This window comes from Cupriavidus sp. DF5525, assembly GCF_040149425.2.
GTDB classification, from domain to species: domain Bacteria; phylum Pseudomonadota; class Gammaproteobacteria; order Burkholderiales; family Burkholderiaceae; genus Cupriavidus; species Cupriavidus pickettii_A.
In genome coordinates this window covers 4,063,497-4,087,016 of the sequence record NZ_CP168265.1, presented here as the reverse complement: position 1 = coordinate 4,087,016, position 23,520 = coordinate 4,063,497, and the positions used below count along the sequence as shown (strand labels likewise).

General features: G+C 63.4%; 15 protein-coding genes, 2 tRNA genes and 3 rRNA genes. 14 read left to right on the top strand and 6 right to left on the bottom strand.

Annotated elements, in window-relative coordinates:
• Window positions 1-37: 37 nt before the first annotated feature.
• From paaI to ABNX08_RS19045, 3 genes are all read right to left on the bottom strand, one after another.
• A complete protein-coding gene (paaI, locus tag ABNX08_RS19055; RefSeq protein WP_022536715.1) occupies window positions 38-481 on the bottom strand; it encodes a hydroxyphenylacetyl-CoA thioesterase PaaI in 444 nt (147 codons plus the stop codon).
• A gap of 32 nt (window positions 482-513) precedes the next feature.
• Window positions 514-1,338, bottom strand: a complete 825-nt coding sequence (gene paaG / locus ABNX08_RS19050; protein WP_022536714.1) for a 2-(1,2-epoxy-1,2-dihydrophenyl)acetyl-CoA isomerase PaaG — start codon at window positions 1,336-1,338, stop codon at window positions 514-516.
• A gap of 170 nt (window positions 1,339-1,508) precedes the next feature.
• Window positions 1,509-2,264, bottom strand: coding sequence for an SDR family oxidoreductase (locus ABNX08_RS19045; protein WP_022536713.1), 756 nt, complete (start codon window positions 2,262-2,264; stop codon window positions 1,509-1,511).
• 276 nt (window positions 2,265-2,540) lie between these two features.
• Between ABNX08_RS19045 and ABNX08_RS19040 the strand changes: the two genes are divergently transcribed.
• From ABNX08_RS19040 to ABNX08_RS19010, 7 genes are all read left to right on the top strand, one after another.
• Window positions 2,541-3,317, top strand: a complete 777-nt coding sequence (locus ABNX08_RS19040) for an enoyl-CoA hydratase (protein WP_022536712.1) — start codon at window positions 2,541-2,543, stop codon at window positions 3,315-3,317.
• Window positions 3,318-3,901: 584 nt separating this feature from the next.
• A 16S ribosomal RNA gene (locus tag ABNX08_RS19035) occupies window positions 3,902-5,433 on the top strand.
• Between the two features lie 62 nt (window positions 5,434-5,495).
• A tRNA-Ile gene (locus ABNX08_RS19030) sits at window positions 5,496-5,572 on the top strand.
• 12 nt (window positions 5,573-5,584) lie between these two features.
• A tRNA-Ala gene (locus ABNX08_RS19025) sits at window positions 5,585-5,660 on the top strand.
• Window positions 5,661-5,957: 297 nt separating this feature from the next.
• Window positions 5,958-8,836 (top strand): 23S ribosomal RNA (locus ABNX08_RS19020).
• A 128-nt stretch (window positions 8,837-8,964) separates the two neighbouring features.
• Window positions 8,965-9,078: ribosomal RNA gene (gene rrf / locus ABNX08_RS19015) — 5S ribosomal RNA — on the top strand.
• The 16S, 23S and 5S rRNA genes sit together here with 2 tRNA genes alongside, the layout of an rRNA operon.
• A 285-nt stretch (window positions 9,079-9,363) precedes the next feature.
• Window positions 9,364-10,314: a DUF3047 domain-containing protein gene (locus ABNX08_RS19010; protein WP_022536711.1), complete on the top strand. Its 951-nt coding sequence runs from the start codon at window positions 9,364-9,366 to the stop codon at window positions 10,312-10,314.
• A 26-nt stretch (window positions 10,315-10,340) separates the two neighbouring features.
• Here the strand turns inward: ABNX08_RS19010 and ABNX08_RS19005 are convergent, their stop codons facing one another.
• Window positions 10,341-11,366: a DUF2891 domain-containing protein gene (locus tag ABNX08_RS19005; RefSeq protein ID WP_022536710.1), complete on the bottom strand. Its 1,026-nt coding sequence runs from the start codon at window positions 11,364-11,366 to the stop codon at window positions 10,341-10,343.
• Between the two features lie 37 nt (window positions 11,367-11,403).
• Window positions 11,404-12,597 (bottom strand): M20 aminoacylase family protein, encoded by a 1,194-nt coding sequence (locus tag ABNX08_RS19000; protein WP_022536709.1) that lies wholly within the window; start codon window positions 12,595-12,597, stop codon window positions 11,404-11,406.
• A gap of 333 nt (window positions 12,598-12,930) precedes the next feature.
• Here ABNX08_RS19000 and ABNX08_RS18995 point away from each other — a divergent pair, with 333 nt between their 5' ends.
• The 5 genes from ABNX08_RS18995 to ABNX08_RS18975 all read left to right on the top strand — a co-directional run bounded on the left by ABNX08_RS18995 (window position 12,931) and on the right by ABNX08_RS18975 (window position 18,693).
• Window positions 12,931-14,517, top strand: coding sequence for an ABC transporter substrate-binding protein (locus ABNX08_RS18995; protein ID WP_022536708.1), 1,587 nt, complete (start codon window positions 12,931-12,933; stop codon window positions 14,515-14,517).
• 156 nt (window positions 14,518-14,673) lie between these two features.
• Entirely contained in the window at window positions 14,674-15,651 is a 978-nt protein-coding gene (locus ABNX08_RS18990; RefSeq protein ID WP_022536707.1) for an ABC transporter permease, read from the top strand.
• A gap of 3 nt (window positions 15,652-15,654) precedes the next feature.
• Window positions 15,655-16,611: an ABC transporter permease gene (locus tag ABNX08_RS18985; RefSeq protein WP_022536706.1), complete on the top strand. Its 957-nt coding sequence runs from the start codon at window positions 15,655-15,657 to the stop codon at window positions 16,609-16,611.
• 25 nt (window positions 16,612-16,636) lie between these two features.
• Entirely contained in the window at window positions 16,637-17,635 is a 999-nt protein-coding gene (locus ABNX08_RS18980) for an ABC transporter ATP-binding protein (protein ID WP_022536705.1), read from the top strand.
• Between the two features lie 26 nt (window positions 17,636-17,661).
• On the top strand, window positions 17,662-18,693 hold the full coding sequence (locus ABNX08_RS18975; protein ID WP_041681614.1) for an ABC transporter ATP-binding protein: 1,032 nt from the start codon (window positions 17,662-17,664) through the stop codon (window positions 18,691-18,693).
• 73 nt (window positions 18,694-18,766) lie between these two features.
• Here the strand turns inward: ABNX08_RS18975 and ABNX08_RS18970 are convergent, their stop codons facing one another.
• Complete coding sequence (locus ABNX08_RS18970; protein ID WP_022536703.1) at window positions 18,767-19,978, bottom strand: ABC transporter substrate-binding protein; 1,212 nt, start codon at window positions 19,976-19,978, stop codon at window positions 18,767-18,769.
• A 291-nt stretch (window positions 19,979-20,269) separates the two neighbouring features.
• On the opposite strand from ABNX08_RS18970, the gene ABNX08_RS18965 reads away from it, so the two are divergent.
• Entirely contained in the window at window positions 20,270-22,378 is a 2,109-nt protein-coding gene (locus ABNX08_RS18965; RefSeq protein ID WP_022536702.1) for a molybdopterin-dependent oxidoreductase, read from the top strand.
• Window positions 22,375-23,511, top strand: coding sequence for an aminopeptidase (locus ABNX08_RS18960; RefSeq protein WP_022536701.1), 1,137 nt, complete (start codon window positions 22,375-22,377; stop codon window positions 23,509-23,511). Before ABNX08_RS18965 ends, ABNX08_RS18960 begins: the two co-directional genes overlap by 4 nt.
• The last annotated feature ends 9 nt before the right edge of the window (window positions 23,512-23,520 follow it).

The window sequence follows — 23,520 nt, the reverse complement described above, 5'->3', positions numbered from 1 at the left end:
ACAGGGGGCGTTTGTCGTAGGTGTCTGCGGGATTCGGTCAGGCGCCGTCTGGTGGCGGCACTACATGTCCCTTGATGTGCGCAGACTTGCCGCGGAACATCGCCACTACCTGGCCTGCGGCGTTGGTCACGCGGATGTCGTAGATGCCGTGCCGGCCGGACAGGATCTGCTCGACCGCTTCGGCGGTCAGCACGTCGCCGCCGTGCACGGGTTTGAGGAACTCGATGCTGCAGCCCGCCGCCACGGTATTGATGTTGTGGCTGTTGCAGGCGAAGGCGAAGGTCGAATCGGCCAGCGTGAACATCAGGCCGCCGTGGCAGATGCCGTGTCCGTTGAGGAATTCCTTGCGCACCGGCATGGTCAGCCGGGCGTAGCCGGGCCGGACGGCTTCGATCGTGATCCCCAGCCAGCGGCTGCAGGTATCGGCTTCGTACATGGCGGTTGCGGCCGCTTCGGCGAGGGCCTGGGGGTCCTGTTTCAAGCGTGTCTCCTATATCGTGCAGGGTGGGCGACCTACTTGCCGGTGAAGTGCGCGGCGCGCTTTTCGAGGAACGCGTTGACGCCTTCGGCATAGTCGGCGGACTGGCCGAGTTCGCGTTGCAGGTCGCGTTCCATATCGAGCTGGGCGTCCAGCGTGGCGGTGGTGCTGGCGTACATGGCGCGCTTGATCGCAGCGAGCGCCCGCGTCGGCTGGCCGGCCAGGTGCGTGGCCATTGCCAACGCCTGTTCGGGCAGCAGCGGGTCGTCCATGGCTTCCCAGATCAAGCCCCACTTCTCGGCTTCTTCTGCGGAGAGGCGCTCGCCGGTCATAGCCAGTCCGAGCGCCCGCGCCATGCCGATGCGCCGCGGCAGCAGCCAGGTGCCACCTGAATCCGGCACCAGCCCGATCTTGACGAAGGCCTGGATGAAGGTGGCCGAGCGCGCCGCCAGCACCATGTCGCAGGCCAGCGCCAGGTTGGCGCCGGCACCGGCCGCGGTGCCGTTGACCGCCGCCACCACCGGCAGCGGCAGGGCCTGCAGCCGGCGGATCAGCGGGTTGAACCAGGTATCGATCAGTTCGCCCAGGTCGGTCATGTGGCCGGGCGTGAAGTCGAGGTCGGCCAGGTCCTGGCCGGCGCAGAAGCCGCGGCCGGCTCCGGTCAGCAGCAGGGCGCGCGCGCCGCCGGCTTCGACGTGGTCGAGTGCCTGCTGCAGCGCCTTGTGCATCTCGCGAGTGAAGCTGTTGAGCTTGTCGGGGCGGTTGAGTGTGATCACGGCGACCGGGCCTTGCCATTGCAGCAAGACCGGGCCGACATCTACGCTGACCGGCTGGCCAGCGGGCGTGGACATCGGGGGCATTGGGCTGTCTCCTGCCTATATGTGCTCGTGGTCGGCGCGGGCTGGTGCCTCTAAAATAAACCGACCAGTCGGTCGGCAAATGGTAGCACTAATTTACATGCGGGGGTTGTCGCGCGCCACCTGCGTGGCGCGCGGGCGGGCAAGTCAAAGCGAAGGTTGGCGATGCGGTATCAGGGTCCTGCCTGTGAGAGGCGGAGCCATTCGTCGAGGCCGATGCGGCCGAGGCGCGCCTCGCCCAACGGCACGAGCGAATGCTCCTCGACCCGGCCGCCAAAGTATCGGGCCTCGGGGTCGCGCACGACCTCCCGCGGGTCGCCGACCGCCTTCAGATAGCGGGCGACGATTTCGTTGAATGGCGCTGGTTCCGGACCCGCGATCTCGACGATGCCGTTTAGCGGCGCTGCGAGCGCCACATCGGCAACGATGGCTGCAACGTCGTCCGCCGCGATGGGCTGGAACAGACCGGGCGAAAGCCTGACGATGTTCCCATCCGCACTTGAATCGGCGATGCCGCCGAGGAATTCCATGAACTGGGTCGAGCGGATGATGGTGTAGGGAATGCCGGAGGTCTCGATCAGTTTCTCTTGGGCGACCTTGGCGCGGAAATAGCCATTGTCGGGCGTCCGGTCGATTCCGACGATGGAAAGCGCAACATGGTGCCGGACGCCCGCTGCGGCCTCCGCCGCGTGAAGGTTTCGGCCGGAGGTCTCGAAGAATTCCAGCACCGCCTTGTCTTCAAACGACGGCGAATTGGCGAGGTCGATCACCACCTGCGCGCCGGCCATGGCTTCCTTGAGCCCCTCGCCGGTGATGCTGTTGACACCGCTTTTGGGCGAGGCGGCGACGACCTCGTGGCCGGCCTGGCGCAGAATTGGGACGGTCTTCGAGCCGATCAGGCCGGACCCGCCGATGACGACGATCTTCATGGCTTACCCTCCTATGTCAAACACTGGAGCCCCTTGAATGGGCTCGAATGCCGGTGAGGAAAGTATATGGGTCGGGTCGGGGTTTCCTACGACCCTTGTCTGGCAAGAATTCCATCGACTCTCAAGTTAGGTGGCAGAATAGCCTGCAAATCAGACGGCGAGAGACGCCATAAGTCATTGATTTTTCGAGGATCAGATCTCGAGACAGGTGGCACGCGACACGCGTATTGTCTCGCTGGATAAGAAATTGACTCACTTACGCACAGAGGAGAAGACATGTCGTACGAAAACATCCTGGTTGAGACGCGCGGCCGTGTTGGCCTGGTCACGCTGAACCGCCCGAAGGCCCTGAACGCGCTCAACGACGCGCTGATGGACGAACTGGGGGCCGCGCTGACGGCCTTTGACCAGGATGAGGGCATCGGCGCCATCGTCATTACCGGCAGCGAGCGCGCCTTCGCCGCCGGCGCCGACATCGGCATGATGGCCAAGTACTCCTTCATGGACGTCTATAAGGGGGACTACATCACCCGCAACTGGGAAACCATCCGCAAGATCCGCAAGCCGGTGATTGCCGGCGTGGCTGGCTACGCGCTGGGCGGCGGCTGCGAACTGGCGATGATGTGCGACATCATCATCGCGGCCGACTCGGCTAAATTCGGTCAGCCGGAAGTGAAGCTCGGCACCATGCCCGGCGCCGGCGGCACCCAGCGCCTGCCGCGCGCGGTGTCCAAGGCCAAGGCCATGGACCTGTGCCTGACCTCTCGCATGATGGATGCCGCCGAAGCCGAGCGCTCGGGCCTGGTGTCGCGCGTGGTCCCGGCCGATAAGCTGCTGGACGAGGTGCTGGCTGCCGCTGAAACCATCGCCGGCTTCTCGCTGCCGGTGGTGATGATGATCAAGGAGTCGGTCAACGCCGCCTATGAGACCACGCTGGCCGAAGGCGTTCATTTCGAGCGCCGGCTGTTCCATGCCACCTTCGCCAGTGAAGATCAGAAGGAGGGCATGGCCGCTTTCGTCGAGAAGCGCAGCCCGAATTTCCAGCATCGCTGAGAACTTGATAGGGGAATACCCGAGGGCAGCGAGGGGGTATTAACACGCGCCTGCACCTGCAAATCTCGGGATTCCCTTTATTGCTCAAAGGGTTACCAGATAATCCCGGAACCCTTTAACCGAACGTTGTGACAAAGGTGTTGCAAGGTGCGCGGATCCGGCCTACTATTCGCCCCCTCGCAACACAACACGCAGCGCTGCAAAGCAGCCGCAGCAAGGGTTGCGGGGTCGGCCGGGAGGTTGGCGCAGCGAGGTTTGCAGCGCTGACCGCAGCAAAAAAAGATTGCTGAAACGGTTGACGAAACGAAGAAAGCTCTGCATAATCTCTTTCTCTGCTGCTGACGCAGCGACGCAAACGGCAAAGCCGGAGGCGAGGTCGAAAGACCGGGTTCTTTAACAACCAAACAACCGATAAGTGTGGGCGCTGGGTAGCGGACGCCGCTGTCTTCGGACAGTGTTGCTTCAAAAGTTATCAGTGCTCGCACAGTAAAACGTGACTGGATCTTCGGATCTGGTCAGTCAGTTTTCTGAGAGTGAGCGACCGCTCGAAAGAGCGAGGGCCCGCGAGGGTCCACACAGAGATTGAACTGAAGAGTTTGATCCTGGCTCAGATTGAACGCTGGCGGCATGCCTTACACATGCAAGTCGAACGGCAGCACGGGCTTCGGCCTGGTGGCGAGTGGCGAACGGGTGAGTAATACATCGGAACGTGCCCTGTAGTGGGGGATAACTAGTCGAAAGATTAGCTAATACCGCATACGACCTGAGGGTGAAAGCGGGGGACCGCAAGGCCTCGCGCTACAGGAGCGGCCGATGTCTGATTAGCTAGTTGGTGGGGTAAGAGCCTACCAAGGCGACGATCAGTAGCTGGTCTGAGAGGACGATCAGCCACACTGGGACTGAGACACGGCCCAGACTCCTACGGGAGGCAGCAGTGGGGAATTTTGGACAATGGGGGCAACCCTGATCCAGCAATGCCGCGTGTGTGAAGAAGGCCTTCGGGTTGTAAAGCACTTTTGTCCGGAAAGAAATGGCCTGGGATAATACCCCGGGTCGATGACGGTACCGGAAGAATAAGCACCGGCTAACTACGTGCCAGCAGCCGCGGTAATACGTAGGGTGCGAGCGTTAATCGGAATTACTGGGCGTAAAGCGTGCGCAGGCGGTTTTGTAAGACAGGCGTGAAATCCCCGAGCTTAACTTGGGAATGGCGCTTGTGACTGCAAGGCTAGAGTATGTCAGAGGGGGGTAGAATTCCACGTGTAGCAGTGAAATGCGTAGAGATGTGGAGGAATACCGATGGCGAAGGCAGCCCCCTGGGACGTCACTGACGCTCATGCACGAAAGCGTGGGGAGCAAACAGGATTAGATACCCTGGTAGTCCACGCCCTAAACGATGTCAACTAGTTGTTGGGGATTCATTTCTTCAGTAACGTAGCTAACGCGTGAAGTTGACCGCCTGGGGAGTACGGTCGCAAGATTAAAACTCAAAGGAATTGACGGGGACCCGCACAAGCGGTGGATGATGTGGATTAATTCGATGCAACGCGAAAAACCTTACCTACCCTTGACATGCCACTAACGAAGCAGAGATGCATTAGGTGCCCGAAAGGGAAAGTGGACACAGGTGCTGCATGGCTGTCGTCAGCTCGTGTCGTGAGATGTTGGGTTAAGTCCCGCAACGAGCGCAACCCTTGTCTTTAGTTGCTACGCAAGAGCACTCTAGAGAGACTGCCGGTGACAAACCGGAGGAAGGTGGGGATGACGTCAAGTCCTCATGGCCCTTATGGGTAGGGCTTCACACGTCATACAATGGTGCGTACAGAGGGTTGCCAACCCGCGAGGGGGAGCCAATCCCAGAAAACGCATCGTAGTCCGGATCGTAGTCTGCAACTCGACTACGTGAAGCTGGAATCGCTAGTAATCGCGGATCAGCATGCCGCGGTGAATACGTTCCCGGGTCTTGTACACACCGCCCGTCACACCATGGGAGTGGGTTTTGCCAGAAGTAGTTAGCCTAACCGCAAGGAGGGCGATTACCACGGCAGGGTTCATGACTGGGGTGAAGTCGTAACAAGGTAGCCGTATCGGAAGGTGCGGCTGGATCACCTCCTTTCCAGAGGCTTGTGTCTCAAGCCTAGCGTTCACACTTATCGGTTTGTTTGCTGTTACAGCCAAGGGTCTGTAGCTCAGGTGGTTAGAGCACCGTCTTGATAAGGCGGGGGTCGTAGGTTCAAGTCCTACCAGACCCACCAAGTTATCCATGCGGGGGATTAGCTCAGCTGGGAGAGCACCTGCTTTGCAAGCAGGGGGTCGTCGGTTCGATCCCGTCATCCTCCACCATCACCTGGTACCTTGGATTGGTTGTCAAATGAAAGCGCATCGCGACGATGAGGTTGCGAGTGTTTTCATTTGGCATTGCCAAGCGATCTAACGATCGGCTGTTCTTTAACAATATGGGATGTAGTAAAGGTGTCGCGCGAGCGTTGATGAGACGCTGCAGTACCAACGCGATACCGGGTTGTGATTGTATCAACCAAAATGTATTTAAGTGATCGAAAGATGACTTGGAATACGGCACAAATGCGAGAACTCATCCTGTAGCGAGGTCTTCGAGCGATCGAGACACACTCGTTATAGGGTCAAGCGAACAAGTGCATGTGGTGGATGCCTTGGCGATCACAGGCGATGAAGGACGCGGTAGCCTGCGAAAAGCTTCGGGGAGCTGGCAAACAAGCTTTGATCCGGAGATGTCCGAATGGGGAAACCCGGCCCGTATGGGTCATCCCACACTGAATTCATAGGTGTGGGAAGCGAACGCGGCGAACTGAAACATCTAAGTAGCTGCAGGAACAGAAATCAACCGAGATTCCCAGAGTAGTGGCGAACGAAATGGGAACAGCCTTGTACTCTTTAGCAGCATTGTTAGCAGAACGGGATGGAAAGCCCGGCCCTAGCAGGTGATAGCCCTGTATGCGAAAACAGCGTTGTGGAACTAGGTGTACGACAAGTAGGGCGGGACACGTGAAATCCTGTCTGAAGATGGGGGGACCATCCTCCAAGGCTAAATACTCGTGATCGACCGATAGTGAACCAGTACCGTGAGGGAAAGGCGAAAAGAACCCCGGGAGGGGAGTGAAATAGATCCTGAAACCGCATGCATACAAACAGTCGGAGCCCTTTCGGGGGTGACGGCGTACCTTTTGTATAATGGGTCAGCGACTTACATTCAGTGGCAAGCTTAACCGATTAGGGAAGGCGTAGCGAAAGCGAGTCCGAACAGGGCGTTGAGTCGCTGGGTGTAGACCCGAAACCAGATGATCTATCCATGGCCAGGTTGAAGGTGCGGTAACACGTACTGGAGGACCGAACCCACTAACGTTGAAAAGTTAGGGGATGAGCTGTGGATAGGGGTGAAAGGCTAAACAAATCTGGAAATAGCTGGTTCTCTCCGAAAACTATTTAGGTAGTGCCTCGTGTCTCACCTTCGGGGGTAGAGCACTGTCATGGTTGGGGGGTCTATTGCTGATTACCCCGCCATAGCAAACTCCGAATACCGAAGAGTGCAATCACGGGAGACAGACATCGGGTGCTAACGTCCGGTGTCAAGAGGGAAACAACCCAGACCGCCAGCTAAGGTCCCCAAGATTGGCTAAGTGGGAAACGAAGTGGGAAGGCTAAAACAGTCAGGAGGTTGGCTTAGAAGCAGCCACCCTTTAAAGAAAGCGTAATAGCTCACTGATCGAGTCGTCCTGCGCGGAAGATGTAACGGGGCTAAGCCAGTCACCGAAGCTGCGGACGCACGCAAGTGCGTGGTAGGAGAGCGTTCTGTAAGCCTGTGAAGGTGTCTTGTAAAGGATGCTGGAGGTATCAGAAGTGCGAATGCTGACATGAGTAGCGATAAAGGGGGTGAAAGGCCCCCTCGCCGTAAGCCCAAGGTTTCCTACGCAACGTTCATCGGCGTAGGGTGAGTCGGCCCCTAAGGCGAGGCAGAGATGCGTAGCTGATGGGAAGCAGGTTAATATTCCTGCACCGTCGTATGATGCGATGGGGGGACGGATCGCGGAAGGTTGTCCGGGTGTTGGAAGTCCCGGTCCCTGCATTGGAGAAGGCGCTCAGGCAAATCCGGGCGCGGAATTCAAGGATGTGGGGCGAGCGGCCTAGTGCTGCGAAGCAATTGGAAGTGGTTCCAAGAAAAGCCTCTAAGCTTCAGTCATACGAGACCGTACCGCAAACCGACACAGGTGGGCGAGATGAGTATTCTAAGGCGCTTGAGAGAACTCGGGAGAAGGAACTCGGCAAATTGGTACCGTAACTTCGGGATAAGGTACGCCCTGGTAGCTTGACTGGCCTGCGCCAGAAGGGTGACGGGGTTGCAATAAAATGGTGGCTGCGACTGTTTAATAAAAACACAGCACTCTGCAAACACGAAAGTGGACGTATAGGGTGTGACGCCTGCCCGGTGCCGGAAGATTAAATGATGGGGTGCAAGCTCTTGATTGAAGTCCCGGTAAACGGCGGCCGTAACTATAACGGTCCTAAGGTAGCGAAATTCCTTGTCGGGTAAGTTCCGACCTGCACGAATGGCGTAACGATGGCCACACTGTCTCCTCCCGAGACTCAGCGAAGTTGAAGTGTTTGTGATGATGCAATCTCCCCGCGGCTAGACGGAAAGACCCCATGAACCTTTACTGTAGCTTTGCATTGGACTTTGAACCGATCTGTGTAGGATAGGTGGGAGGCTTTGAAGCGTGGACGCTAGTTCACGTGGAGCCGTCCTTGAAATACCACCCTGGTTTGTTTGAGGTTCTAACCTTGGCCCGTGAATCCGGGTCGGGGACAGTGCATGGTAGGCAGTTTGACTGGGGCGGTCTCCTCCCAAAGTGTAACGGAGGAGTTCGAAGGTACGCTTGGTACGGTCGGACATCGTACCTAAAGTGCAATGGCAAAAGCGTGCTTAACTGCGAGACCGACAAGTCGAGCAGGTGCGAAAGCAGGACATAGTGATCCGGTGGTTCTGAATGGAAGGGCCATCGCTCAACGGATAAAAGGTACTCTGGGGATAACAGGCTGATACCGCCCAAGAGTTCATATCGACGGCGGTGTTTGGCACCTCGATGTCGGCTCATCTCATCCTGGGGCTGTAGCCGGTCCCAAGGGTATGGCTGTTCGCCATTTAAAGAGGTACGTGAGCTGGGTTTAAAACGTCGTGAGACAGTTTGGTCCCTATCTGCCGTGGGCGTTGGAATCTTGACGGGGGCTGCTCCTAGTACGAGAGGACCGGAGTGGACGTACCGCTGGTGTACCTGTTGTCTCGCCAGAGGCATCGCAGGGTAGCTATGTACGGAAGAGATAACCGCTGAAAGCATCTAAGCGGGAAACTCGCCTGAAGATGAGGATTCCCTGGAGGCTTGACCTCCTTGAAGGGTCGTTCGAGACCAGGACGTTGATAGGCTGGGTGTGGAAGCGCAGTAATGCGTTAAGCTAACCAGTACTAATTGCCCGTAAGGCTTGATCCTATAACCAGTGTGTTTTACCTGGTATGTGTGATCGCGACTGTGCCGAAACAGTTGACACAAGACGCACAACCCCAACTACATCCCTATTCGCAGCGTTGGCCTCAACCCCAGCGTTGCAACCCCTTATGCCTGGTGACCATAGCGAGTTGGAACCACCCCTTCCCATCCCGAACAGGTCCGTGAAACGACTCCGCGCCGATGATAGTGCGGATTACCCGTGTGAAAGTAGGTCATCGCCAGGCTCTTATACCGCAAAACCCCAGCCCTAACAGGCTGGGGTTTTTGCTTTGGGGGCGTGCGCATCTCATGCTCCTTCCATGTGACCCTCTGGCCGTTGCCGGTCGTTGTTTTCGTGCTGCATGCCGGGTCGTCCAGCATTCCGGCGGCGCCGACCTTCTGCTATGTTCGACACCCAAGTGCCCACGCTCGGCACGAAGTCGTTTGCAACAGCGTTTTGCAGCAAGCAGTGAGCAATAGCCAGGCCTTCGCCCAGGAAGCAAGGCCGGTTTCGGGATTCGAGGGGTTACATGACGGCCAAGGTGTTTCGGCTGGTTTTCACCGGCGCCGCCGGCGCGCTGCTGCTGGCAGGATGCGCTTCCACTCCTCCAACTTCCGCGGTTCCCTCAGGCGATAAGGCCCCCACGGCCGCCAGTTCCGCGATCGATTGCCAGGCTTTCGCCAGGCGCATGTCCGCACACGCGGCGGCGCAGGCGGTAGCCGAAGCGCGCGCCGTGTCGTCGCACAATCCGCTGAGCGCCGCCAATACCCGCGCGGTCGAGGCGGAATCCGGTGAAGACGGTGAGCCCGACGACGCCGCACCGCCCCCGATCCTCGCCACGCTGCCGTTGTTCTCCGCCGCAGAGCGCCGCGATCAGCTGCCGATCGGCTGGCAGCCCTGGACCATCAACCGCAACAAGGTCCCCACCCGCTATTCGATGGCCGAGGTCGACCAGCGCGTGGTCGTTCATGCGCAGGCCGAAAGCTCGGCCTCCGGCCTCTACGTGCCGCTGCGCGACCGCGATGCCGGCATGCTGCGCTGGACCTGGAAGACCAGCGGCATCATCCGCAACGCCGACAACAGCCATGGCCCGCGCGAGGATTCGCCGCTGCGCCTTTTCGTCGCCTTCGATGGCGACAAGGGCGGCCTGCCGCTGAAAGACCAGTTGATGTACGAGATGGCCCGGCTTACCACCGGCCGCGAAATGCCTTACGCCACGCTGATGTACATCTGGGGCGGCAGGCGTGTGGAAGGTACCGTGCTGTCAAATCCCCATACCGACCGTGTGCGCATGATCGTGGTAGATAGCGGTATGAAGCACACCAATGAGTGGCGATGCCATGAACGCGACCTGCGCGCCGACTACCGCAAGGCGTTCGGGACGGACCCGGGCCGCGTCATTGCGGTCGGCATCATGACCGATACCGACAACACCAAGAGCAAGGCGGAATCCTGGTACGGGGATATCGCACTGGACTGATGGCCGGCGCGCTGACGCAAGCAAGCTCAACCGCCGATCGGCTCGGCCATGGCGAGCACCGCAAAGGACGCCAGCCAGTGCGTGGACACATACTGGCCCTCGACGGCCTGGGGCAGCGAAGCGTCGATATGGTCTGACCAGGCACGGATAGCCAGGGGCCGCAGTGGCTCGGGCAGCGCCGGTTCCAGCAAGCGCCAGCACCAGGCGCGCGACAGATTGAGCCCGTCCAGGTGCGAGGTCTTGGGATCGCTGCGATTGCCGACCTCGACCGGCGTCAGCCAGTTGGCCAGTTCCGCCTGTGGCGGCACGAACAGTTCCCACCATTCCGCGAAAGCGCTGCCGTCCATCACGGCGTGCATCAACACGGCCTCTGTCATGCCGCCCGACAGGAACTCGTCGCCGCCGGGTTCATAGCGCGCCGGATATTTCCGATCATGCGCGAACCAGCGGTGCGCGCGCCGCACGATGGCGCGGCGCAGGGCGAGATCCTGGTGAGTCCGTGCATAGGACAGCGCCATCACCAGTGCGAAAGCACTGTTGTAGTGAGTACCGGTGCGCACCGGGAAATCCGCCGCATCCAGGAAATCCGCCAGTTGCCGCGCCAGATGGGAGGCCAGCGGCGCGCACGCCGCAGCCCAGGCGGCCGCCTGCGCGTCCTGTTGCGACAAGGCAAGCAACTCCGCCTGCAGCTTCAGCATCCAGCCCCAACCGTAAGGGCGTTCGAAGTTCCGCGAACCAGGCCGATGGAAATAGTCCAGTTCGACCGCGATGCCCTGCGGCCGCAACTGCGCGTCCAGCGTTTCGCGGATGCGCGGCGCGTCCTCGAGGTCAGGGAACAGCGCCAGCATCCGCGCCAGCAGCCAGTGCATGTGCACGCTGGAGTGCCAGTCATAGCTGCCGCAGAACACAGGATGCCAGGTCGCCGGCTCCGCCACGTCGCCGGCGCCGGCCATCATGTGATCCACCTTGTACGGATAGCGGCGCAGGACATTGTCCATGGCCACGCGCGCAAAGCTGCGCGCCGTCTCGCGATCCAGCGCCGAGCGGCCCATCGCTGAAGCTCCCCCTGTTATTGTCGATGTGCTGCCGTCACGCAGGTGCCAGCCATTTCTCCACCAGCCGCACGAAGAAGGTCGCGCCGACCGGCAGCAGTTCGTCGTTGAAGTCGTAGCTCGGGTTGTGCAGCATGCAGGGCCCGATGCCGTGCCCGGACTCGCGGTGCGCGCCGTCGCCGTTGCCCAGGAACAGGTAGCAGCCGGGCTTGTGCTGCAGCATGAAGGAGAAGTCCTCGGCGCCCATGGTGGGCTCGACGTCGCTGTCCACGTTGGCCGCGCCGACCAGTTCGGCCGCCACCGTGGCGGCAAAGCCAGACTCGGCTTCGCTGTTGATCGTCGGCGGATAGTTGCGGTGGAATTCGTATTCGATGGTGCAATCGAACGCCGTCGCCACCGCGCGCGCGACCTCTTCCATGCGCCGCTCGATCAGGTCGAGCACCGGCACCGTGAACGTGCGCACCGTGCCGCCGATCCAGGCCTGGTCCGGCACGATATTGGTCGCGTCGCCGGCATGGAACTGCGTGACCGAGATCACCGCGGTGTCGATCGGACGCTTGTTGCGGGTGATGATGCCTTGCAGCGCCGACACGATCTGCGCGGCGGTAAAGACCGGGTCGTTGCCGTTGTGCGGCATCGCGGCATGCGCGCCCTTGCCGCGCACGACGATGCGGAACTCGTTGCTCGATGCCATCAGCGGGCCCGCGCGGGTGCCGAAGGCACCGACCGGCATGCCCGGCCAGTTGTGCAGGCCGAACACCGCGTCGCACGGAAAGCGTTCGAACAGCCCGTCGTTGATCATCTCGCGCGCACCGCCGCCGCCTTCCTCGGCCGGCTGGAAGATCAGGTGCACGGTGCCATCAAAGGGCTTGTGCTGCGCCAGGTAGCGCGCCGCGCCGAGCAGCATCGCGGTGTGGCCATCGTGGCCGCAGGCGTGCATCTTGCCGGCGTGCTGCGAGCGGTGGCCGAAGGTATTGGCTTCCTGCAGCGGCAGCGCGTCCATGTCGGCGCGCAGGCCGATGGTGCGCCCGCTGCTGCCGTTGCGGATCACGCCGACCAGGCCGGTGGTGCCCAGGCCACGATGGACTTCGATGCCCCACGATTCCAGGTTGCGCGCGACCACGTCGGCGGTGCGCTGTTCCTCGAAGCAGAGTTCCGGGTGGGCGTGGATGTCGCGTCGGATTGCCTGGATTTCGGCTTGCGCCTGCAGGATTTCGGGTATGAGCTTCATGATGCCGGAGTCTGGGGCGGAAGGGGCCTGTGCCATGGAGCGCAAGGCGTTGGATACCCCGATCATACGATGCCTGCCCGCAAAGCGCCAAAATGCGGCGAAACATGCGCCGCCGCCGTTTTGGCGCGGTGCAATATGCCACGCGGGTGGGTTTCCCCGCATTGCCGCGGCATGTGCACTGCTGGAACAGTTCATGCTTGAAGTGCCCGGCCGGCAAATCCGTTGCTTTGCGTTGCGCTATCGCACCAAAACGCAGCGCCACCGCGTGACCCGTGGTGTGCGCGCATTGCCGATCCTTACGTCTGCTTCACTTCCTACAGGGAGAATTGCGCGATGTCCCTTCGCACTTTCAAGAAGGCAATTGGTGTGGTCGCGGTGACCGGGGCCCTTGGCCTGGCATTCGCCGGCAACGCCCAGGCCGCGGACCTCAAACTGGCCATGAGTTCGCCGCCGACCTCGATGGATCCGCACTTCTACAACCTGTTCTCCAATATCAACGTGTCGGAGCACGTGTTCGACTCGCTGGTCAAGATGGACCCGGACAGCCGCATCATCCCGGGCCTGGCCGAGTCCTGGAAACTGGTCAACAACCTCACCTGGGAATTCAAGATCCGCAAGGGCGTGAAGTTCCACGACGGCTCCGAGCTGACTACCGAGGACGTGGTCTGGTCGCTGGACCGCCCGGCCACCATCCAGAACAGCCCGGGCAAGTTCGACGTCTACACCAAGGCGATCGTCAACAAGAAGGTGATCGACAAGTACACCATCCAGCTGACTACCAACCAGCCTTACCCGCTGATGCTGAACGACCTGACGTCGATCTTCATCGTGCAGAAGAAGGCCACGCAGGGGCTCAGTTCCGACGATTTCGCGCAGGGCAAGGGCATGATCGGCACCGGCCCCTTCAAGTTCGTCAGCTATGCGCGCGACGACCGGGTCGAACTGGTGCGCAACAACGACTACTGGGGCGCCAAGCCCGCCTGGGACAAGGCGACGCTGCGCTTTATCCCCAACCCGGCCACGCGCCTGGCGGCGCTGCTGTCGGGCGACGTGCAGGCGATCGAGAACGTGCCCACGCCTGACCTGCCTAAGGTGCGGCAGGATCCCAAGCTGTCGTTCTTCTCCAAGATCTCGCACCGCGTGATCTACGTGTTCTTCGATGCCAAGCGCGACAAGTCGCCTTACGTCACCACCAAGGAAGGCGCGCCGATGGACAAGAACCCGCTGAAGGACGCGCGCGTGCGCAACGCCATCAGCATGGCCATCAACCGGCAGGGCATCAAGGACCGGCTGATGGAAGGCCTGTCCGAGCCGACCAACAACCTGGTGCCGCCCACGCTGTTCGGCTACAACCCCAACCTGAAGACCGTAAAGTACGACCCCGAGGGCGCCAAGAAGCTGCTGGCCGAGGCGGGCTACCCCAACGGCTTCGGCGTGACGCTGCATACGCCCAACAATCGCTACGTCAACGACGAGAAGATCGCGCAGACCATCGCCCAGAACCTGACCCGCATCGGCATCGCCACCAAGGTGGAAGGCATGCCGATGGCGACGTACTCGTCCAAGGGCATCAAGCATGAATGGTCGTTCGGCCTGCTCGGCTGGGGCGCGCAGACCGGCGAGGTCAGCTCGCCGCTGCGCGCGCTGCTGGCGTGCGAGGACAGCAAGAAGGGCTTCGGCACCACCAACTGGGGCGAGTACTGCAATCCCAAGATGGATGTGGTGCTGGAGAAGGCGCTGTCCACCGTGGACGATGGCGAGCGCTCCAAGCTGCTGCAAGAAGCCACCGCGATCGCGATCAACGATGGCGGTATCATCCCGATCCACCAGCAGGTGACCACCTGGGCCACGCAGAAGGGCATCGTCTACGTGCCGCGTACCGACGAGCGCACCTACGCGCATAACTTCAAGCCCCAGTAAGCGCCACCAAGAAGCGCTTACATGAACCGCGGCCTGCGGATTACCTGCTGGCCGAGTTAGCGGTGCCGCGTACGGCTGCCGCGCCGCCCCCCGGGAGCGTTTTTGCGCTTCCCGGCGGTGGCGCGCATTTGCGCGCGAAAGGATAGTGGTTCCAACATGCTGGTCTTTATCATCCGGCGCCTGATGCAGAGCGTGGTCGTGCTCTTCGTCATGTCGCTGCTGGTTTTCCTCGGCGTCTTTGCCATCGGCAATCCCGTCGACATCCTGATCAACCCGCAGGCCGACCAGGAGGACATCAAGCGCACCATCGCGGCGCTGGGCCTGGACAAGCCGCTGTGGGAGCAATACTGGGTGTTCCTGCAAAACGCGCTGCAAGGCAACTTGGGGACCTCGTTCGCGCACGGCACGCCGGCGCTCAAGCTCATCTTCGAGCGCATGCCTGCCACCATGGAACTGGCCATCTGCGCCATCACGCTGGCCATCGTGCTGGGCATCCCGCTCGGCCTGTGGGCGGGGCTGCGGCCCAACGGCGTGGCCGGCAAGTCGATCATGACGGTGTCGATCCTGGGCTTCTCGCTGCCCACCTTCTGGGTCGGGCTGATGCTGATCATGGTGTTCGCGGTGCAGCTCGGCTGGCTGCCGTCCAACGGGCGCGGCGAGACCGTGCGCGTGCTCGGCATCCCGCTCAGCTTCCTGACCGTCGACGGCATCCGCCACCTGATCCTGCCGGCAGTGACGCTGTCGCTGCTGAATATCGCCATGGTGATCCGGCTCACGCGCGCCGGCACGCAGGAGGCGATGCTGCAGGACTACGTCAAGTTCGCGCGCGCCAAGGGCTTGTCGAACACCCGCATCGTCGGCGTGCACGTGCTGAAGAACATCCTGATCCCGATCGTCACCGTGATCGCGCTGCAGTTCGGCTCGATCATCGCCTTTGCGATCGTGACCGAATCGATCTTTGCCTGGCCCGGCATGGGCAAGCTGATCATCGACTCGATCCAGTTGCTCGACCGGCCGGTGATCGTCGCCTACCTGATGGTGATCGTAACGCTGTTTATCCTGATCAACCTGGCGGTGGACATCGTCTACAGCATGCTCGATCCGCGCGTGCGCATTGCCGACAACAAGGGCTGAGCCATGACTGCCGTATCCGTGGAACAAGAGGGCAAAACGCCGAAGGACGCGCCGGGGCTGCCCGGCGCACCCGCCGCGGCGCGTGAGCAAACGCCGTGGCGGCGCTTTGCGGCGGAGTTCTTCTCCAGCAAGATCGCCGTGGCCGGGCTGGTGACGCTGATCACGATCATCCTGATCGCGATCCTGGCCCCGTGGCTGGCACCGCAAAACCCATATGACCTGGCCACGCTGGACGTGCTCGACGCGCGCCTGGCACCGGGCGAGAAAGCCGGCGATGGCATGACCTTCCTGCTGGGCTCGGACGAGCAGGGCCGCGACATCCTGTCGGCGGTGATGTACGGCCTGCGCATCAGCATCGGCGTGGGCGTGGTCAGCACCGTGATCGCGCTGCTGCTGGGCGCCACGCTCGGCCTGCTGGCCGGTTTCCTGGGCGGGCGCACCGAGGCCTTCATCATGCGCGTGGCCGACCTGCAGCTGTCGTTCCCGCCGATCCTGCTGGCGCTGATCCTGCTGGCGTTCCTGCGCCCGGGGCTGGGCAATATCGTGATCGCGCTGGTGGCGGTGCAGTGGGCCTACTACGCGCGCACCACGCGCAGCGCGGCGCTGGTGGAGCGGCGCAAGGAATATATCGAGGCGGCCACCTGCCTGGGCCTGCCGCCGATGCGCATCATGTTCCGCCACCTGCTGCCCAACTGCCTGCCGCCGCTGATCGTGATCGCGGCGCTGCAGGTGGCCTCGGCGATCACGCTGGAGGCGACGCTGTCCTTCCTCGGGCTGGGCGTGCCGGTCACCGAGCCCTCGCTGGGCTCGCTGATCTCCAACGGCCAGCAGTACATGCTGTCGGGCAAATACTGGATCAGCTTCTTCCCGGGCATCGCGCTGGTGGTCACCATCGTGGCGATGAACCTGGTGGCCGACCAGTTGCGCGATGTCCTCAACCCGCGTCTGCAGACGCAATAACGGACGCAAACACGGGGAGCGGAACATGGCACAACCGACGCTGGTGGTCGAACACCTGAAAACGCATTTCTACACGCGCGGCGGCATTGCCAAGGCCGTCGACGACGTTTCCTTCTCCGTGGGCCGCGGCGAGATCATGGGGCTGGTGGGCGAGTCCGGCTCGGGTAAGTCCATGACCGGCTATTCAATCATGGGACTGATCGACCCGCCCGGCAAGATCGTCGACGGCCGCATCGCACTGACCAGCCGCGACGGCGTCACGCGCGACCTGCGCGCGCTGACGCCCGCGCAGCAGCGCGACGTGCGCGGCAACCGCATCGCGATGATCTTCCAGGACCCGATGATGACGCTGAACCCGGTCCTGCGCATCGACACGCAGATGATCGAGGCGGTGCTGGCGCACGAGAACGTGGGCAAGGCGGTGGCGCGCGAGCGCGCGCGCAACGCGCTGGCGCGGGTCGGTATCCCGTCGCCGGACGAGCGCCTGCAGGCCTACCCACACCAGTTCTCGGGCGGCATGCGCCAGCGCGTGGCGATCGCCATCGCGCTGTTGAACAAGCCCGACCTGATCATTGCCGACGAGCCCACCACCGCGCTGGATGTCACCATCCAGGGCCAGATCCTGTACGAGATGCAGACACTGTGCCGCGAGTCGGGTACCGCGCTGATCTGGATCACCCACGACTTGTCGGTGGTGGCGGGGCTGGCCGATACGGTCTGCGTGATGTACGCCGGCAAGATCGTCGAGGCGGGCGACGTGCGCCAGGTGCTGGAGCATCCCGAGCACCCGTACACGCACGGCCTGATCGGCTCGGCGCCCTCGCGCAATCCGCGCGGCACTCCGCTGCGGCAGATCCCGGGCATGACGCCGTCGCTGCTTAACCTGCCCGGTGGCTGTTCGTTCCGCGAGCGCTGCCCGTACGCGACTGCCGCCTGCAAGATCGAGCCGCCGCTGGAAAACGCTGCCGACGGCCGCCGCCTGCGCTGCTTCCATCCGGTGCTGGCCAACCAGGAGGCGGCATGAGCGCAACCGAACTGCAATCCCGACCGATGACGAACACTGTCGCTGACGATGGGGGCACGCCAGCTGCGCCGATCCTGGAGTTGCGCGGCGTGTCCAAGCGCTTCGTCAAGTCTCTCGATGTCGCGGCGCGCATCGCCAACCTGTTCGGCGCCCATGCGCACGAAGAGGTGGTGCATGCGGTCGACCGCGTCGACCTGAGCATCCGTGCCGGCGAGGTGGTCGGCTTGGTTGGCGAGTCCGGCTGCGGCAAGTCCACGCTGGGCCGCATGGCCGTGGGCCTGCACACGCTGACCGAAGGCGAGCGCTTCTGGCGGGGCACCAACCTTGACCACCTGCCGCCGGACAAGCGCCGCGAGAAGCAACTCGCGATCCAGATGATCTTCCAGGATCCGTACGCCTCGCTCAATCCGCGGCTGCGCGTGCTCGATATCGTCGGCGAGGCGCCGGTGGTGCATGGCATGGTCGAGCGCGGCGGGCAGAAGGCCTATGTCGAAGACATGCTGGTTCGCGTGGGCATGGACCCGACCGTGCTGCGGCGCTTCCCGCACCAGTTCTCCGGCGGGCAGCGCGCGCGCATCGGCATTGCGCGGGCGCTGGCGGTAAAGCCGGAATTCCTGGTATGCGATGAGTCGGTGGCGGCGCTGGATGTGTCGATCCAGGCCCAGGTACTGAACCTGTTCATGCGGCTGCGTGAAGAGCTGAACCTGACCTACCTGTTCATCAGCCATGACCTGGGCGTGGTCAAGCACATCAGCGACCGCGTGGTGATCATGTACCTGGGGCGGGTGGTGGAGTCGGCGCCGACCGAGGATGTCTTTGCCGCGCCAAACCATCCGTATACGCAGGCACTGCTGGCCGAGGCGCCCAAGCTGGAGGTCGCCAAGAAAACCTACGTGGCGATCCGCGGCGAGATCCCGTCGCCGCTGAATCCGCCGCCGGGGTGCCACTTCCACCCGCGTTGCCCTTATGCGATGCCGCGTTGCCGGGAGGAGCAGCCGATGTTGAAGGAGATTGCGCCGTTGCGGTTTTCGGCGTGTCACCTGAATGACATGAAGTAGGGGCGGTGGTCAGCGATCCCAAAACGGTAAGGGGGCCCTCGGGCCCCCTTTGCGTTGGCGATGCAGCTGCGCCTCAGCGGATCACCTGCCCCTTCGAATTAATAATCGTCATCTCCACGAACTTCGACCCCACGTGGTTCTCCGGCGTGAAGTTGACGATAAACCCGCCCAGGTCATGGCTGCGCATCGATTCCAGCGCCGTCACCAGCTTTTCGCGCGTCAGGTCCTTCCCAGCGCGGCGCAAGCCTTCGGTAAAAGCCTTGGCGGCGACGAAGCCCTCGATACTGGCGTAGTCGAACTCATTGGGCCGGCCGGCGGCCTGCAGCAGCCGCAGGTATTCGCGCACCACCGGCAGCGTGGCGTTGCCCGGATGCGGCATCACCTGCGAGATGATCACGCCGCTGCCCTTGGCGCCGACCTCGTTGGCCAGCGCCTGCGTGCCAACGAACGAGACGTTGTAAAACTGGCCGTTGTAGCCGCGGCGCAGCGCTTCCTTGACGAAAGAGCCCGCCGTGCGATACGCGCTGATCATCACGATGGCGTCCGGCGTCGCCTTGATCACGCCCTGCATGGCGTCGCCGATCTCCATCGTATTGCGCACCACGGCCTCGCGCGCAACCAGCTGCACGCCGCTGTCGGCCGCTGGCTTTAGCGCGCGCTCGAGCTCCTCGAGCTCGGCCTTGCCATAGGCATCATCGTTGTAGACCACGGCCACGCGTTTCAGGCCGGTGGTCTGGATCTGGCGCAGGATCGCCGTGGCCTCGTCGTTGTAGCCGGCGCGGACGTGGAAGACGTAGCGGTTGCGCGGCTCGCGCACCGAGCGTGCGCCGGTGTACGGGCCAAAGAACGGCACCTTCGCCTGGATCGCCAGCGGCAGCGCGGCCTGGCTGGTGGGCGTGCCGACGTAGCCGAACAGGGCGAAGACGCGGTCTTCCTCGATCAGTTTCCTGGTGTTCTTGGCGGCCGGCTCGGGCTCATAGTAGTCGTCCAGCGCCTCGATGCGGATCTTGCGGCCGTAGATGCCGCCCTGCTGGTTGATGTGATCGAAATACAGCCGCGCGCCCGCGTTCATCTGCTTGCCGAGCGAGGCAGCGGGCCCGGTCAGCGCGGCGGATTGTCCCAGCAGGATGGTGTCGGCGGTGACGCCGATTTCAGAAGTGGCGGCAGCGCCGGCCGCATTGGATGCGATGGCAGCGCCGCTAGCGCCCACCATGCCGCCCGCGCCGATGGCGCACGCCACCAGCAGGCCGGCAAGCCGGCCGTTGACCCCGGATCGGAAAGACATAAACCCCCGCGAAATTGTGGTTCGGTTACCCGTGTTACCCGTTCGCCGCTGTTGGCCGGTCTGCGCCGGCGTGGTGCGGCAGGGCGCGCCGGCGGTACTGTGCCGGCGGCGCGCCGGCACATCATAATCGAATACAATCGGACCGAGATACTCCCCGCCATCGCCCCGCACGGACGGGGACGCGCCGCCCCGCCGGCGCGGCGCAAGCCCCCCCTGCCAGGCGGGCCTGCGCCAGTCCCACCTGTTCCGTACAATCGAACAAAAATCACCGACCGCCCGCCCGGAGACCCCATGGCTTCCCGCATCGTCCGCGCCGCCTGCCCGCATGACTGCCCCGACACCTGTGCCTTGCTCGTCACCGTCGAGGACGGCCGCGCCACCAAGGTGGCGGGCGATCCCGACCATCCCGGCACCCAGGGCGTGCTGTGCACCAAGGTGTCGCGCTATGCCGAGCGCACCTACCACCCGGACCGCCTGCTGACGCCGATGAAGCGCGTCGGCAAGAAGGGTGAGGGGAAATTCGCCCCGATCTCCTGGGACGAGGCGCTCGACACCATCGCCAACCGCCTGCAGGGTATCGCCACGCGTGATCCGCAGGCCATCGTGCCATACAGCTACGCCGGCACCATGGGACTGGTGCAGGGCGAAAGCATGGCCGCGCGCTTCTTCCACAAGCTGGGCGCGTCGCGGCTGGATCGCACTATCTGCGCCAACGCCGGCGCCACCGCGTTGCGCTATACCTACGGCGCCAGCGTTGGCATGGACATGGAGCATGTGGTCGATGCGAAGCTGGTGATCATCTGGGGCGGCAACCCGATCGCCTCCAACCTGCACTTCTGGACACGCGCGCAAGAGGCCAAGCGGCGCGGCGCCACGCTGGTGGCGATCGACCCGTACCGCTCGCTGACCGCCGAGAAGTGCCACCGCCATATCGCGCTGATGCCAGGCACCGACGGCGCGCTGGCGCTGGCGATGATCCACGTGCTGATCCGCGATGACCTGCTCGACCATAACTACATCGAACGCCACACCGTGGGCTTCGAGGCGCTGCGCGAGCGCGCGCAGGCCTTCACCCCGGCGCGTGCGGCCGAGATCTGCGGCATTCCCGTGGAGGATATCGAGTGGCTCGCAGGCCTCTACGGCCAACTGGCCGTGCGCGAGCGCCAGCCGGTGGCGATCCGCCTGAACTACGGCATGCAGCGCGTGCACGGCGGCGGGCAGGCGGTGCGCGCGGTGGCGTGCCTGCCGTCGCTGGTGGGTGCATGGCGCCAGGCCGCGGGCGGGCTGCAGTTGTCGACCTCGGGTTTCTTCCCGGTCAACGAAGCGGCACTGCAACGCCCGGACCTGTTGCCGGGGTGGCCCAAGACGCTGCCGCGCATCGTCAACATGAGCACCATCGGCGATGCGCTGCTCGACCCGGGCACCGACGGCGCGCCGCGCATCGAGGCGGTGGTGGTCTACAACAGCAACCCGGTCGCCGTCGCGCCCGAATCCGGCAAGGTGGCCGAAGGCTTCGCCCGCGAAGACCTGTTCACGGTGGTGCTGGAGCACTTCCGCACCGACACCGCCGACTACGCCGACATCCTGCTCCCGGCCACCACGCAGCTCGAGCATACCGACGTGCACAAGGCCTACGGCCACACCTATTTCCTGGCCAACAATGCCGCGATCTCGCCGGTGGGCGAGGCGCTCCCCAACACCGAGATCTTCCGCCGCCTGGCGCAGCGCATGGGCTTCAATGACCCGTGCTTCGCCGACAGCGACGAGGACATCGCCGCGCAAGCGATCATCCCGGGCGATGCGCGTGCCGCCGGCATAACGTGGGAATCGCTGAAGGCGCAGGGCTGGCAGAAGCTGGCGCTGCCGGCGGCGCCGTTCGCCGAGGGCGGCTTTCCCACGGCGTCGGGCAAGTGCCAGTTCTATTCGGAGCCGATGCTGGACGACGGTCTCGACCCGCTGCCCGACTACGTGCCGCAGTACGAAGCGCCGTCGACCGCGCCCGACCTGGCCGCGCGCTACCCGCTGGCGATGATCTCGCCGCCGGCGCGCAACTTCCTCAACAGCTCCTTCGTCAACGTCGACAGTCTGCGCGCCACCGAAGGCGAGCCGCACCTGGACATCCACCCGGCCGACGCCGCCGAGCGCGGCATCGTGCACGGCGCCATGGTGCGCGCATTCAATGACCGCGGCAGCATGGTGGCGCGCGCCCGCGTCACCGACCGCGCCCGGCGCGGGCTGGTGGTGGGGCTGTCGATCTGGTGGAAGAAGCTCGCCTCGGACGGCAAGAACGCCAACGAGCTGACCAGCCAGCGCCTGACCGACCTGGGCCGCGCGCCGGTGTTCTATGACTGCCTGGTGCAGGTGGAGGCCTGCCCGGAACCGACCCCAATCCAGGCATGAAGCAGCGGCCCGGCCGCCGGCGCGGGGCGGTACTCCTGGCGGCGACGGGCCTGGTGGCACTGGCCCTGCTGACGGCCGGGTGCGAGACCGTGGGCTATTACGCGCAGTCGATCGGCGGCCATCTGGGCGTGATGGCGCAGGCGCAGCCGCTGACCGACGCCATCGCCAGCGCGCGCGACGCCAACGACGCGCGCCTGGCGCAGCGGCTGGCCCTGGCGGGCCGCATCCGCGACTATGCCTCGCGCGAACTGAAGCTGCCCGACAACGGCAGCTACCGCCGCTACGCCAACCTGCATCGGCCGTATGTGGTGTGGAGCGTATTCGCCACGCCCGAGCTGTCGATGGACCTGCACAAGTGGTGTTTCCCCATCGTCGGCTGCATCAGCTACCGCGGCTACTACGCGCAGTCCGATGCCGAGCAGTACGCACAAAGCCTGCGCCGCGACGGGTATGAGGCCTATGTGGCCGGCATCCCCGCGTATTCGACGCTCGGCTATTTCGACGACCCGCTGCTCAATACCTTCGTCTACCTGCCCGAAGGCGAACTGGCGCGGCTGATCTTCCATGAGCTGGCGCACCAGGTGGTCTACGTGCGCAACGACACCGCCTTCAACGAGTCCTTTGCCACCGCGGTGGAAGGCGCCGGCGTGGAGCGCTGGCTGGCCGAGGATGCCTCCGAGGACGCGCGCGCCAGCTATCGCCAGTACGACGCCCGGCGCCAGCAGTTCCGTGCGCTGCTGCTGGCCACCCGCGACCGGTTGGCGGCGCTTTACCTGACACCGCTGGACGAGAACGCCAAGCGCGAGGGCAAGGCGGCGATCTTTGCCGACCTGCGCGCGCAGTACGCGCGGCTGAAGACGGAGTGGGGCGGCTACACCGGCTACGACCGCTGGTTCGACCAGCCGCTGACCAACGCGCACCTGGCGGCGGTGGCGACATACCAGCAGTGGGTGCCGGCCTTTACGGCGCTGCTGGCGCAGTGCGACGGCGACTGGCGCCGCTTCTATATGGAGGCGGGGCGCATCGGCGCGCTGCCCGCCGCCGAGCGCGAGGCCGCGCTGCAGCGGCTGGCCCCGCCGGCCACGCGCGTCGATACGCTGACCGCTAGCGGCAAGGCGGCTGAAGCCGACTAGCCGCCTGGC

What these genes read in the sequence shown, in the direction of transcription:
- paaG (WP_022536714.1), bottom strand. Translation starts at nt 1,338, where the DNA reads ATGCCCCCGATGTCCACGCCCGCTGGCCAGCCGGTCAGCGTAGATGTC.
- ABNX08_RS19045 (WP_022536713.1), bottom strand. Translation starts at nt 2,264, where the DNA reads ATGAAGATCGTCGTCATCGGCGGGTCCGGCCTGATCGGCTCGAAGACC.
- ABNX08_RS19040 (WP_022536712.1), top strand. Translation starts at nt 2,541, where the DNA reads ATGTCGTACGAAAACATCCTGGTTGAGACGCGCGGCCGTGTTGGCCTG.
- ABNX08_RS19010 (WP_022536711.1), top strand. Translation starts at nt 9,364, where the DNA reads ATGACGGCCAAGGTGTTTCGGCTGGTTTTCACCGGCGCCGCCGGCGCG.
- ABNX08_RS19005 (WP_022536710.1), bottom strand. Translation starts at nt 11,366, where the DNA reads ATGGGCCGCTCGGCGCTGGATCGCGAGACGGCGCGCAGCTTTGCGCGC.
- ABNX08_RS19000 (WP_022536709.1), bottom strand. Translation starts at nt 12,597, where the DNA reads ATGAAGCTCATACCCGAAATCCTGCAGGCGCAAGCCGAAATCCAGGCA.
- ABNX08_RS18995 (WP_022536708.1), top strand. Translation starts at nt 12,931, where the DNA reads ATGTCCCTTCGCACTTTCAAGAAGGCAATTGGTGTGGTCGCGGTGACC.
- ABNX08_RS18990 (WP_022536707.1), top strand. Translation starts at nt 14,674, where the DNA reads ATGCTGGTCTTTATCATCCGGCGCCTGATGCAGAGCGTGGTCGTGCTC.
- ABNX08_RS18985 (WP_022536706.1), top strand. Translation starts at nt 15,655, where the DNA reads ATGACTGCCGTATCCGTGGAACAAGAGGGCAAAACGCCGAAGGACGCG.
- ABNX08_RS18980 (WP_022536705.1), top strand. Translation starts at nt 16,637, where the DNA reads ATGGCACAACCGACGCTGGTGGTCGAACACCTGAAAACGCATTTCTAC.
- ABNX08_RS18975 (WP_041681614.1), top strand. Translation starts at nt 17,662, where the DNA reads ATGACGAACACTGTCGCTGACGATGGGGGCACGCCAGCTGCGCCGATC.
- ABNX08_RS18970 (WP_022536703.1), bottom strand. Translation starts at nt 19,978, where the DNA reads ATGTCTTTCCGATCCGGGGTCAACGGCCGGCTTGCCGGCCTGCTGGTG.
- ABNX08_RS18965 (WP_022536702.1), top strand. Translation starts at nt 20,270, where the DNA reads ATGGCTTCCCGCATCGTCCGCGCCGCCTGCCCGCATGACTGCCCCGAC.
- ABNX08_RS18960 (WP_022536701.1), top strand. Translation starts at nt 22,375, where the DNA reads ATGAAGCAGCGGCCCGGCCGCCGGCGCGGGGCGGTACTCCTGGCGGCG.